This is a genomic window from Vibrio inusitatus, from assembly GCA_024346935.1.
In the GTDB taxonomy this organism is placed as follows: domain Bacteria; phylum Pseudomonadota; class Gammaproteobacteria; order Enterobacterales; family Vibrionaceae; genus Vibrio; species Vibrio inusitatus.
In genome coordinates, this window is record AP024878.1 from 2,356,044 (window position 1) to 2,368,011 (window position 11,968).

The 11,968-nt window shown below is 43.7% G+C and carries 11 protein-coding genes; 6 read left to right on the forward strand and 5 right to left on the reverse strand.

What is annotated here, in order from left to right:
- Window positions 1-25: 25 nt before the first annotated feature.
- Both pgeF and rluD read right to left on the reverse strand, forming a co-directional pair.
- On the reverse strand, window positions 26-748 hold the full coding sequence (gene pgeF, locus OCU48_RS10840) for a peptidoglycan editing factor PgeF (RefSeq protein WP_141345011.1): 723 nt from the start codon (window positions 746-748) through the stop codon (window positions 26-28).
- Window positions 748-1,722 carry a 23S rRNA pseudouridine(1911/1915/1917) synthase RluD gene (rluD, locus tag OCU48_RS10845; RefSeq protein ID WP_141345010.1) on the reverse strand — a complete coding sequence of 325 codons (975 nt, stop codon included), beginning with the start codon at window positions 1,720-1,722 and terminating at the stop codon, window positions 748-750. The genes pgeF and rluD overlap by 1 nt, the downstream gene beginning before the upstream one ends.
- Before the next feature lie 142 nt (window positions 1,723-1,864).
- On the opposite strand from rluD, the gene bamD reads away from it, so the two are divergent.
- From bamD to yjjX, 5 genes are all read left to right on the forward strand, one after another.
- The gene (gene bamD / locus OCU48_RS10850) at window positions 1,865-2,590 is read left to right on the forward strand and encodes an outer membrane protein assembly factor BamD (RefSeq protein ID WP_141345009.1); all 726 of its coding nucleotides are present in this window, start codon (window positions 1,865-1,867) and stop codon (window positions 2,588-2,590) included.
- 89 nt (window positions 2,591-2,679) lie between these two features.
- Window positions 2,680-4,131, forward strand: a complete 1,452-nt coding sequence (locus OCU48_RS10855; protein WP_141345008.1) for an MltF family protein — start codon at window positions 2,680-2,682, stop codon at window positions 4,129-4,131.
- A 268-nt stretch (window positions 4,132-4,399) separates the two neighbouring features.
- Window positions 4,400-4,759: a ribosome hibernation-promoting factor, HPF/YfiA family gene (gene hpf / locus OCU48_RS10860; RefSeq protein ID WP_141345007.1), complete on the forward strand. Its 360-nt coding sequence runs from the start codon at window positions 4,400-4,402 to the stop codon at window positions 4,757-4,759.
- 127 nt (window positions 4,760-4,886) lie between these two features.
- A complete protein-coding gene (gene pheA, locus OCU48_RS10865; RefSeq protein ID WP_141345006.1) occupies window positions 4,887-6,065 on the forward strand; it encodes a prephenate dehydratase in 1,179 nt (392 codons plus the stop codon).
- A gap of 12 nt (window positions 6,066-6,077) precedes the next feature.
- Window positions 6,078-6,593, forward strand: a complete 516-nt coding sequence (gene yjjX / locus OCU48_RS10870; protein ID WP_141345019.1) for an inosine/xanthosine triphosphatase — start codon at window positions 6,078-6,080, stop codon at window positions 6,591-6,593.
- A gap of 56 nt (window positions 6,594-6,649) precedes the next feature.
- Here yjjX and trpR read toward each other — a convergent pair whose 3' ends face one another.
- Together trpR and OCU48_RS10880 are read right to left on the reverse strand one after the other, a co-directional pair.
- On the reverse strand, window positions 6,650-6,946 hold the full coding sequence (trpR, locus tag OCU48_RS10875; protein ID WP_141345005.1) for a trp operon repressor: 297 nt from the start codon (window positions 6,944-6,946) through the stop codon (window positions 6,650-6,652).
- A 32-nt stretch (window positions 6,947-6,978) separates the two neighbouring features.
- Complete coding sequence (locus tag OCU48_RS10880; RefSeq protein WP_141345004.1) at window positions 6,979-8,901, reverse strand: transglycosylase SLT domain-containing protein; 1,923 nt, start codon at window positions 8,899-8,901, stop codon at window positions 6,979-6,981.
- A gap of 198 nt (window positions 8,902-9,099) precedes the next feature.
- Between OCU48_RS10880 and ettA the strand changes: the two genes are divergently transcribed.
- A complete protein-coding gene (gene ettA, locus OCU48_RS10885) occupies window positions 9,100-10,767 on the forward strand; it encodes an energy-dependent translational throttle protein EttA (RefSeq protein ID WP_141345003.1) in 1,668 nt (555 codons plus the stop codon).
- A gap of 61 nt (window positions 10,768-10,828) precedes the next feature.
- On the opposite strand, the gene tyrA is transcribed toward ettA, so the two are convergent.
- Window positions 10,829-11,956, reverse strand: a complete 1,128-nt coding sequence (gene tyrA, locus OCU48_RS10890; RefSeq protein WP_141345002.1) for a bifunctional chorismate mutase/prephenate dehydrogenase — start codon at window positions 11,954-11,956, stop codon at window positions 10,829-10,831.
- Window positions 11,957-11,968: the final 12 nt, after the last annotated feature.

Sequence of the window (11,968 nt, forward strand, 5' to 3'; positions counted from 1 at the left end):
CAAGTGTTAGGCAAAAGAAGAAGGGTTACTCAATCCAAATAAAGCTAGATTGCCGCCCAGTGGATGCTTGTCTACGGTAAGAAAAGAAACGCTCGGTTTCAGAGTAGGTACATAAACCTGAAAGAGTAACATTGTGACAACCAGCCCTTTGCAGTCTCAGCTTAGCAAGCAAGGGCAGATCGGCCATCCACTTGCCTGGCTTGTGCTGATGAAAGGCAATGGCATCGTCATTGTTACTATCAACAAACTGCTGCCTTACTTCATCTCCCACTTCAAATGCATCCAGGCTAATCGCTGGGCCAACCCAAGCAATAACGGGAGAGGTAAAATGACTTAGAGTATTTTCTAAAATTCCACCGACTAAGCCGCGCCATCCTGCATGAGCACTCGCCACTTTCGTGCCGTCGACACTAGCGAATAAAACAGGCAAGCAATCGGCAGTCATTACACTGCATACCACCCCTGGCACAGAAGTCACCAATGCATCAGCTTCGATGGTTTCACAGGTAGGCTCTGTCAATTCAACCACAACAGTAGAGTGTGTTTGATTCATCCACACTGGAGGTGAAGGCATCTTACTCAACTGAGCAAGATGATCTCGGTTTTTTTGAACGATAACAGGGTCATCATTCACATGCATCCCTAGGTTAAGACTTGCAAAATCGCCCAATGAAAAACCACCAACTCGAGTTGAGCTAATGGATTTCACGCGATCTACAACTTTCCAACTAGGATGCAAGTAACTCATTAATAGTCGTCTTCATGGTTAAGACGCATATCTTGACGCAGTGCCTCTGCCATTTCGACCATATCATCAGGTACTGGTGCATGGAATTGCATCTCTTCACCTGTAGATGGGTGATCGAATTTCAGCATAACAGCATGCAGAGCTTGACGATCAAAACCGCGAATCATCGCAGTTAACTCTTCTGAAGCACCTTTAGGAATACGAGCACGACCGCCATAAGCGATATCGCCAAGTAGAGGGTGCTGCAAATAAGACATATGCACACGAATCTGGTGAGTACGACCGGTCTCTAGACGGAGTCTAATACGAGTATGTTCACGGAAATGCTCCGCGACTCGATAATGCGTCAGCGCAGGCTTACCAAGTTCATTCACCGCCATCAAGGTTCGCTTAGTGGAGTGGCGACCAATTGGTTTTTCTACCATGCCACCTGCAGTCATTTTACCAATCGCAATCGCCTCATATTCACGAGTAATACGGCGCTTTTGCAATGCACGTACAAGACGAGTTTGAGTTGGTACATTCTTCGCAACCACCATCAAGCCTGTGGTGTCTTTATCAAGACGGTGCACAATACCCGCGCGCGGTACTTCTGCGATTTGCGGATAATGGAACAACAAGGCATTGAGCACTGTGCTATCAGGGGTTCCTGCTCCCGGGTGAACAACGAATCCGCGAGGCTTGTTGATAACCAATAGATCTTCGTCTTCGTAGACGATATCTAGAGGGATATCTTGTGCTTCCCAACGTTCTTCATCTTCGATTACGGCTTGAACAGTGATCTCTTCACCGCCCATTACCTTCACGCGAGCTTTGGTTACGACAACGCCATCAACGCTGACTTTTCCGTTGAGCAACCACTCTTTCATGCGCGAACGAGAAAACTCGTCGAACAATTCTGCAATGGCCTGATCTAGGCGTTGGCCTAGTTGGCTCTCTTTTACGGTACTTTTTAATTCTATCTGCTGGGCCATATCGAACTTTTTAAAAAACTGTGGGACTAATGCTTGTTTATATGAAAAAATAAGCGTTCTATCCGTTATTGTATCTGCTTACTTGCCGATTGTAACGGCAACCAAGGAAATAATTTAATTGAGCATGGCTTCTCGTTTTAACATGAAACATCAAACTATAATCGGTCTTCTATCTGCTTTGTTGCTTTTTGGATGCAGCAGTAGCGATGACATCGTCCCTGATATCCCACCAGCGGAGCTGTATGCTGAGTCTCAGATCTCTTTAAGAGAGGGTAATTGGTCTTCTGCTGTGGAAAAACTGGAAGCTTTGGATTCTCGTTACCCATTCGGTCCTTATTCAGAGCAGGTTCAACTGGATCTGGTATATGCATACTATAAGAACGATGAGTTACCATTAGCTCTGGCGACCATTGAGCGTTTTACTCGCTTGAACCCTACGCACGAAAAATCAGATTGGATTCTGTATATGCGGGGCCTTTCTCATATGGCACAGGACAGAAACTTCCTTCACGATGTCTTTAATATCGATCGTTCAGATCGAGATCCAGAACCTGTGAAACTGGCATTTAACGACTTCAAGCGCTTGCTACAACGCTACCCAAATAGCCCATACGCTGAAGATGCTCAGCAACGCTTAGTCTTTCTAAAAAATCGCCTAGCAAACTATGACTATGCGACTGCAGATTTTTATATCCGCCGTGAAGCATGGATAGCCGCTATTAATCGCAGTCAAGAAATTCAGCGCAGCTACCCTGATACAGAAGCAGCACGAAAGTCTTTACGCTTGCAACTAATTGCTTATAAAGAGCTTAATTTAGAAGATGCTGTAGTTCGAACTGAAAAACTGATTGAGCTAAATCCCCTTTAAGTGTTAAATTCTAGATACGGAATGTTAAATTTTTAACATTCCGTAGCGGCGCTTGCGTCACTTTTTCATAACCCAACACGGAATGTTGTATGAAAAATCTTATAGTTTGGCTACTTGCCTCATCATTAATATCCTTTTCTACACAAGCATTGGAGCTATCTCCTCTGCTTAACAATACCTATACCGGCGACTATAAAACCCTTAAAGATAAGGGTGTTGTACGTGCATTAGTGTCAGCTGATCTTGGCTTTTATTATGTCGAAGGGGGAAGACCCAAAGGCATTATTGCTGAACAACTCCATCACTTCGAAATGAACCTCAAAAAGACGCACCCTTATATGAGGATTAAAATCATTCCCGTAGCCCGAGATGAATTATTTGACGCGTTGAATGAAGGGTATGGTGATATTGCAGTGGCAAACCTTACCATTACAGAGCGTCGAGAGAAGATCATCGACTTCAGTACCCCAATCCTAAAAGGGGTAAGCGAATTGTTTCTCACCAGCAATACAGTTACAGAAATTACTTCTTTAGAACAAGCTAGTGGCTTGGAAGTATGGATACGCGCTAGCTCAAGCTACTTTGAAAGCGTTCAAGTTCTCAACCGAAAACTATCCAATAGTGGTCATACACCGATTCGAGTCAATTTTATTCAAGAGAACCTTCAAGACATCGAACTGGTCGAAATGGTTAATCAAGGATTGATTCCGGCCACTATCATTGATAGCCACAAAGCCCAATTATGGACGAACGTCATGGAAAACGTTCATGTGCACGAACAGATGCCATTACGCACTGATGGACAAATCGCATGGGCCCTGCGCCATGATAGTCCTGAATTCAAGAAGGTCATTAATAGTTATTTGAAGACTGCCAAGGGAGGAACCTTACTTGGCAACGTCATCTACGGCAAATACTTACAAGACACTCGCTGGTTAACTCGCGCATTGAATCCTAAAAAAATGGCAAGGTTAGCGAATCTGTCTAAATTGTTTGAGCGTTATGGACAGGAGTACCAGATTGATTGGGTTATGTTATCGGCTCAAGCTTTCCAGGAATCAGGTTTAGACAACAGCAAGGTCTCCCATCGAGGAGCTGTTGGGATAATGCAGGTATTGCCCGCTACAGCGAGAGATCCTTACATCAATATTCCCAATATCAAGCCTGTTGAGAACAATATTCATGCTGGCACAAAATACCTTCGCTTTATCCACGACCGATACTTTAGCGATCCTGATATCGACGCCAACGATAAAGTGTACTTTAGCCTCGCTTCCTACAATGCTGGTCCTGCAAAGATTCGCAGAATGCGAGCACTAGCTAAGAAACAAGGCTTTGATCACAACGTATGGTTTAACAATGTAGAGATTGTGGCTCGACGCAACATTGGACGTGAACCTGTGCAGTATGTTGCTAACATCAATCGTTACTACACCATCTATAAGCAGTTAGGTGAGATCCAAGATCAGCGAAACGAACATAGCAATGAACTAATTGAAGAGATCGAAGCGGTACAGCTAATCTTTGACGTTGATGATTAAATTCGGTCCAGCTGCGTTGTAAAACAAGCAGTTACAAAACGAAAAGAGGCACTAAAAATCATTGATTCTTAGTGCCTCTATCCATTCAAATTTGACATCAAAAAGTGATGATCGCAAGGGTTTTCTTGCAAAGCTATGTAAATAATCACAAACATTATCGGCAATTAAGCAATTGCACCTTAATGTGACGTGGATCACAAAACTAATTCCATCAGAGTCGTAATCTGAAGTTATCCCATAAGGGGTTTACACAGAGGAAGCGACATATATGAAAATGAATATCACAGGAAAAAACATCGAGATCACCTCTGCGATTCGCACTCACATTGAAGAAAAATTTAAGAAACTAGAAAAATGGCAAGTCGACATTATTAGTTGCAATGCTAGCTTCCAAGAAGAGCCAAACAAAAATAAAAAATTTGAAGCCGTACTTAGCGTACCGAAAGGCCAACTGGTTGCCTCTGCTGTTCACGCAGATCTATATACAGCGATTAACGAAGTAGAGCAGAAACTAGAGAGACAATTGAACAAACTTCGTCACAAACCAGAAGCACGGCGAGCTAGTCATGCCGAGATTCTCGCTGAGCCAGAAGAGCCAGTAATTGAAGAAGAAGAAGAAGTCTACTAGCTAAGCACTAGAACTTAACTTGCACAAACAGCGCCTTTATGGCGCTGTTTTTCCTTGACCCTAATTCCTGCCTTAGCTTATTGTGAATCGTATATCTCTTTCGCAACCCCATATAAAGGAATTAGGAATGGCTGAAGCACCACTTTCTCTCGATGAAATTCGCAATCGACTCAATGTTCTAGACGATAAACTTCTAAATTTGCTGTCAGAGCGTCGTAGCTTGAGCCTAGAAGTTGCGAAAAGCAAAGTGGAAACATCGAAGCCTGTTCGCGATGCAGATAGAGAGCAGCAACTTCTTGTAAAGCTGATAAACAATGGTAAAGATAAGTACCAATTGGATGCGGAATACATCACTAAGGTATTTCATACCATCATTGAAGATTCGGTATTGTTGCAACAATCCTACCTGCAGAACCTAGTTAATCCTGCTCTGCAACGTAAACCGTTGGCAAGAGTTGCATTTTTAGGAGCTAAAGGATCATATTCACACCTAGCAAGTCGCGATTACTTCAGCCGTCGTAATACCGACCTCATTGAACTTAATTGTGACTCCTTTAAAGAAGTGACTAAAACTGTTGAGTCTGGACATGCCGATTACGGCGTTTTGCCAATAGAGAATACCAGCTCTGGCTCTATCAATGAGGTATACGACCTTCTTCAGCATACTACGCTATATATCGTTGGTGAACTATCACAGCCGATTGAACATTGCTTACTGTCCACTACTGACGTGCGATTAGAAGAGATTAAGACTCTTTACTCTCACCCGCAGCCTCACCAGCAATGTAGTGATTTCTTGGGACGCTTAAAGAGCGTTAAATTAGAAACCTGCGCAAGTACTGCAGATGCCATGCTGAAGGTGAAAGAGCTTAACCGTCCTGATGCAGCCGCCATTGGTAATGCGTTAAGTGGCAAGCTATATGGCCTGCAAAACGTTCAAGAAAATATCGCCAACCAAACAGAAAATCATACACGCTTTATTGTTGTCGCTCGTAAATCTGTAAGCGTTTCTGATCAGATCCCAGCTAAAACCACTCTCATCATGTCGACCTCTCAAGAGGCGGGTTCCCTTGTTGAAACACTATTGGTATTACAGCGACACAGCATCAACATTACTAAGCTAGAGTCACGCCCAATCATGGGTAACCCTTGGGAAGAAATGTTCTACATGGACCTTGAGGCACACCTAGACTCACAAGCAACTCAGATGGCCATCAACGAACTGGTAAAAATCACTCGTTTCCTAAAAGTGTTGGGCTGCTATCCAAGTGAAAACATCAAACCTACTCAAATTAAGGTTCTTTAGGTGAATATTGAGATGCAAAGAGTCATTGTCGCCTCTTTAAACCCTGCAAAAATAAAAGCAGTAGAAAGTGCTTTTGGTGAAATGTTCCCTGAACAAGCATTTAGCTTTGATGGAGTGAGTGTTGATAGTGGAGTGAGTGATCAACCACTTTCTAACAAAGAGACTAAATTAGGCGCTCAAAACCGTGTTTCAAATGCAAAACAAGTAATCCAAGATGCGGATTATTATGTGGGTTTAGAAGCCGGTATTGAAGATGATGCTACGTTTGCATGGATGATCATAGCCTCGCAAGATCGACATGGAGAGTCACGGTCGTCTAGTTTGATGCTGCCACCTAAGGTATTGAGCTTAATTGAGCAAGGCAAAGAACTCGGCGATGCCATGGATGAAGTCTATGGTACAAAGAACATAAAACAAAAAGGTGGCGCTATTGGCATCTTAACCAATAATTGCTTGAGTCGAAGTAGCGTGTATCACCAAGCCTTGATCTTGGCTCTGATTCCATTTGTTAATCAAGACGCCTTTTGAGCGTCTTGAACCAAAACGACACTAAAGCCTCAGTATTTTTTATAAGTACTGGGGCTTTATTCTATGAATGGCTTAAGCAAGCGAGAAACCAACTCCTGTTCCTCTTCTGAATGTCTCTTTAACTCATTAGAACCACGCGTAACTGTCGCAATACCAACACCAAGATCTTGGCTAATCTGGCGTTGTGAGCATTTTTCATTAAGCAACTTATGCAAAATTTTGGCGCGAGTTACCAAGGCCTCTTTTTCGTCAGGAGTGAGCATAATAGACAGTAACGTCTGATGCTCTCCTTCTTCCGTGGCCTTGGCAATAGTGAAAAGTAGCTTTTGCCACTCTTGCTCAACTGAATTCATAGTATGTTGACTGACTAATTGAAACTCCCTTATTAATACTTCATTTCAGACTCTAAGTCAGATAAAAATGAACCTTGCTGATTCAAAATATCGCGATAATAGACTTCAAACATAAGAATATTTTGAATGTAGCCTCGCGTTTCTTTAAATGGAATCGCTTCGATGTAGGAGTAGGCATCGACTTTGCCACCGGTGCGCTCTCTCCAAAGCTTAACTCTGTGTGGCCCTGCATTATAAGCGCCAAAGGCCAATATGCGGTTGCCCTGATAGTCACCGAGTAGTCCAGCAAGATATTGACTGCCTATCTCGATATTCTTGTTCACCTCAAATAGCTCATCAGCTCCTGCATAATCAATATCGTATTTCTTTGCGGTATATGAAGCTGTTTTTGGCATAATTTGCATCAATCCTCTGGCACCAACAGGTGATTGGGCATCAATATCAAGAGCACTTTCTTGTCTTGCCAACGCCATCAGCGTTACAGGGTCAAGAACATATTTCTCGGCATAAAAATTAAACCACCATTGATGCGCGATAGGAAAACGTAAACTAATGTGGTCCCACATTTTAGCGTCGATAGTCGCAATGACAGTCAGGTGATTCCAGCGCATCGATGCTGCATATTGAGCCAATGCCTTTTTCTGTTCCGAATTAGCTCGAGCTAACAACCAGCGCCATTCACGTTTTGCTGCCGTGATTTTATCAACAGCAATCAGCTCTTTGATACGTGATAGTGACGATGAAAATGGCTTGATAGACACCTTCTGTTCGGTCAATACAGAAGTGCTGTATTGAATAGGCTTACCCAAGTAGTCTGCGGCTGCAATACTGTAAAAGTTTCTGTCACCCAATAGGGTCTGCATTTGTGCTTTGCCCTGCTCTACTTCACCTAATGCTATATCGGTACGAGCTTGCCAATACTTCCAGCGCTTGGAGTTTTTATCTTTGCTTGGCAACTTATTAATCCAAACATCTAGCCCTTTCCAATCTTGATGCTGAATCGCCAGACGCGCTCTTCGTTCTAGCCATTTTGGATTCGTACTACTTAAAAGTGCTTTGTCGCGCCACTTAGCGAGGTCTTCATCTTCAGTATTGATCAAGCTATAAGCGATGTAATCCGCAGTATCTTGATACTCCTTGTCGGAAAACTGCTGAGCCTTAGCTACGTTGTCTAACGCCTGTATCGCAAGCTCAGGATTCGCTTCTTGATAGGTAATGCGCTTTAACGCGGCCAAAGAGACCTTTTTATTGATTTCTATTTGTGGCTGAGAAGTGGCAAACGTTTCGATCTTCGATTTATTTTTATATAGGTTATAAATCGCAACAGCGTTTTCTCTCGCGACTTCCGATTTAGGAAGATCCTTTAGATAATTGAGCAATCGACCATTACGACGAGCAAATGCCAGTTCAATACGTTGCAATATTAACTCGTCATTGCGTAAACCAGCCTCACTCCAAGCTTCAAATAATTCGTCACATTCAGGTGCAATGCTTGAACCTGTTAGCCATAAATCAGATGCCCCTTTGAACGCATCAACCGTTTTACCCACTTGGTATTGAGCAAAATAATAACTGCATTGATAACTTTGCATTCGAGGTTTACTGGCCTGAAAACGATAAAATCCATGCCAATCTTCCGCTTCGACTAGCGCATCAAGGTAAGCGCCTCTCACCGACTGAGAAAAAGGATACTGATAGTTATCTTTAATATACTGCTCTACTTCATTAGGAGTGCGCGTTGCGATATCCGTCATATAAACGCGATAGTCCAGATAAGGGGTCAATGCGTAACTATCCAGTTGTTTTCTAAGAGGTTGGTATTCCGTTAAGTTGTCTTCAGTAATTAGAGACTGAGCTTCCTCATACATATCTCGTTGCTGTTGAAGTGTTAATGCTGAGACAGATAGAGAAACCATCCCTACCCCTACTCCTAACCATTTAATGAATGCAGACATGTTTCTCTCTTATGGTGATGATAATGGTTCAATTGCCTTCCTTCATAATACGCAACAATTGGTGACATTTGTAAGAAACATGTAAATAACTATTTGTAGATTCAAGGACGCAGGATTTTGCGTCTTACGCAGTAACAAAAAGCGCTCGCATAGTATAAAATAACGCTTAATCTCCATTTAACACAGGATCTCTAGGTAATGGCTGAATACGTCTATACCATGTCTCGGGTGAGCAAAGTTGTGCCACCAAAACGTCAAATCCTAAAAGACATCTCACTAAGTTTCTTCCCTGGCGCCAAAATTGGTGTTCTGGGTCTAAACGGTGCTGGTAAGTCGACACTTCTTCGCATTATGGCGGGTATCGATACAGATATCGACGGTGAAGCACGTCCTCAACCTGGACTGAACGTTGGTTACCTTCCACAGGAACCTAAACTGGATGAATCCAAGACCGTTCGTGAAATCGTTGAAGAAGCGGTATCAGACGTAGCCGGTGCAATGAAGCGACTGGACGAGGTTTATGCAGCTTATGCTGAACCCGATGCTGATTTTGATGCGCTAGCTAAAGAACAAGGTGATCTTGAAGCGCTTATCCAAGCAAAAGACGGGCACAACCTTGAAAACTCTCTTGAGCGTGCTGCTGATGCACTTCGCCTACCTGAGTGGGATGCAAAAATTGAACACCTTTCTGGTGGTGAGCGTCGCCGTGTTGCTATCTGTCGCCTTCTTCTTGAGAAGCCTGACATGTTACTTCTTGATGAACCAACCAACCACTTGGATGCAGAATCGGTCGCTTGGCTAGAGCGCTTCCTTGTTGACTACTCAGGCACCGTTGTGGCGATTACCCACGACCGTTACTTCCTGGATAACGCAGCTGGCTGGATTCTAGAACTTGACCGTGGTGAAGGTATTCCATGGGAAGGCAACTATACCTCTTGGCTTGAGCAAAAAGACGCCCGTCTACAGCAAGAAGCTTCTCAAGAGAGTGCTCGTCAAAAGACTATCGAGAAAGAGCTTGAATGGGTTCGTCAAAATCCTAAAGGTCGTCAATCTAAGTCTAAAGCTCGTATGGCTCGCTTTGAAGAACTCCAAAGCGGCGATCGTCAGAAACGTAACGAAACCAACGAACTATTCATCCCACCAGGTGAGCGTCTAGGTGACAAAGTTATCGAAGTTAAGAACCTAACTAAATCTTTTGATGGCCGTGTACTGATCGATGACTTGTCATTTAGCATGCCTAAGGGTGCTATCGTAGGTATTATCGGTGCTAACGGTGCGGGTAAATCAACTCTATTCAAGATGCTAAGCGGCACAGAGCAGCCTGATTCAGGCACTGTTGAAATGGGTGATACGGTTAAACTGGCTTCTGTTGATCAGTTCCGTGACAGCATAGATGACAAGAAGACCGTCTTCCAAGAGATCTCTGAGGGTGCTGACATCATCAAGATCAACAACTTTGAAATTCCAGCCCGTGCTTACTGCTCACGCTTTAACTTCAAAGGCTCAGACCAACAAAAAGTCATGGGACAGCTTTCTGGTGGTGAACGTAACCGTGTTCACCTTGCTAAGCTTCTTAAAACAGGCGGCAACGTATTGCTTCTCGATGAGCCAACCAATGACCTTGACGTTGAAACCTTACGTGCACTAGAAGAGGCTCTACTTGAGTTTCCTGGCTGTGCAATGGTTATCTCGCACGACCGTTGGTTCCTAGACCGTATCGCAACTCACATCATTGATTACCGTGATGAGGGGCAGGTTAACTTCTACGAAGGTAACTACAACGAATACATGGAATGGCTGAAGAAAACTCTGGGGCCTGAAGCGGCTGAACCACACCGCATTAAGTACAAGCGCGTAACTAAGTAAGCACTCAGCTATTAGCTTCAAGCGATAAGAAAAGGGCCGCATATTGCGGCCCTTTGTTCATTTAATCTCTTTGTATCGAGTCATTGGCTTGTTTGAGTAGGTTCTGACTTTCACTCATAAATTGTTGTGAGTAGTCACCAAACCACCCAGATACCGCATTGAACTGCTCAACAAAGGCGGTTTTATCATGGTTATCCAATAACGCCAAGGCCTCACCAAATCGAGCGTGGAAGCGTTTAATCATCTCCACGTTTTGCTCTGAAGACAGAATGATATCCCCGTAAAGATCTGGATCCTGTGCAAACAGTCGACCGACCATCGCAATTTCAAGACGATAGATTGGTGAGCTTAATTTCAGCAAGGTATCAATGTTCGGGTTTTCTTTGCTTAGATGTAAGCCATAAGCAAAAGAAGTAAAGTGGCGAAGCGCCTGAATCAAGGTCATGCCGTTATCGTGTTGCTCTGCATCCATAGGACATAGACTTGCCCCCCAAATAGCAAACTGGTCTAAAAGCCATTGATAGTTTTCTCCACCGCGTCCTTCGCAATGAACGATAACCTGCTTAGCGAGGCTAGGCACATCAGGTCCAAACATTGGGTGAAGGCCCACTACGGGACCTGCGTGTACGTCCATCATTGCCTGCAGTGGTTTGGCTTTAATTGAGGTGAAGTCACATAAGATGCAATCTTTCGGCAGGTTACCTAACTTAGCAATAATCGACTCAGTTTTATTAATTGGTACGGTAACGACCACCAAACCCGCGGTTGCAAACATGGAATCGGCTTCATGCCAGTTCTTACTACCTACAACACTCACCTTGTAGCCAGATAGCTCAAACATTTTCTTGAACAAACCGCCAAGCTGACCATTACCACCGATAATGACTACGTCACCTAAATCGGGTTTGAGGCACTTGAAGCCAGAGTCTTTTTCGCTGGCATAGGACTCACGCATCACTCGGCGCAGGATATCTTCAATAAGTTGAGCTGGAACGCCACGCTTTTCTGCTTCTTGTCGACGCGAGGCTAGCATTGCTGCTTCACGATCTGGGGCATAGATAGGCAGGCCATGCTCGCTCTTAACCTCACCTACCTCTTCCACTAACTTCAATCGTTGCTCCAGTAAATCAAGCATTTGCTTGTCTACTGAATCAATCTTATCTCTTAAACCCTGTAGTTCCTTTGCCATTTTCGTACTCTA

What these genes read in the sequence shown, in the direction of transcription:
- rluD (WP_141345010.1), bottom strand. Translation starts at nt 1,722, where the DNA reads ATGGCCCAGCAGATAGAATTAAAAAGTACCGTAAAAGAGAGCCAACTA.
- trpR (WP_141345005.1), bottom strand. Translation starts at nt 6,946, where the DNA reads ATGAATTCAGTTGAGCAAGAGTGGCAAAAGCTACTTTTCACTATTGCC.
- tyrA (WP_141345002.1), bottom strand. Translation starts at nt 11,956, where the DNA reads ATGGCAAAGGAACTACAGGGTTTAAGAGATAAGATTGATTCAGTAGAC.
- hpf (WP_141345007.1), top strand. Translation starts at nt 4,400, where the DNA reads ATGAAAATGAATATCACAGGAAAAAACATCGAGATCACCTCTGCGATT.
- pheA (WP_141345006.1), top strand. Translation starts at nt 4,887, where the DNA reads ATGGCTGAAGCACCACTTTCTCTCGATGAAATTCGCAATCGACTCAAT.
- pgeF (WP_141345011.1), bottom strand. Translation starts at nt 748, where the DNA reads ATGAGTTACTTGCATCCTAGTTGGAAAGTTGTAGATCGCGTGAAATCC.
- bamD (WP_141345009.1), top strand. Translation starts at nt 1,865, where the DNA reads ATGAAACATCAAACTATAATCGGTCTTCTATCTGCTTTGTTGCTTTTT.
- OCU48_RS10855 (WP_141345008.1), top strand. Translation starts at nt 2,680, where the DNA reads ATGAAAAATCTTATAGTTTGGCTACTTGCCTCATCATTAATATCCTTT.
- yjjX (WP_141345019.1), top strand. Translation starts at nt 6,078, where the DNA reads ATGCAAAGAGTCATTGTCGCCTCTTTAAACCCTGCAAAAATAAAAGCA.
- OCU48_RS10880 (WP_141345004.1), bottom strand. Translation starts at nt 8,901, where the DNA reads ATGTCTGCATTCATTAAATGGTTAGGAGTAGGGGTAGGGATGGTTTCT.
- ettA (WP_141345003.1), top strand. Translation starts at nt 9,100, where the DNA reads ATGGCTGAATACGTCTATACCATGTCTCGGGTGAGCAAAGTTGTGCCA.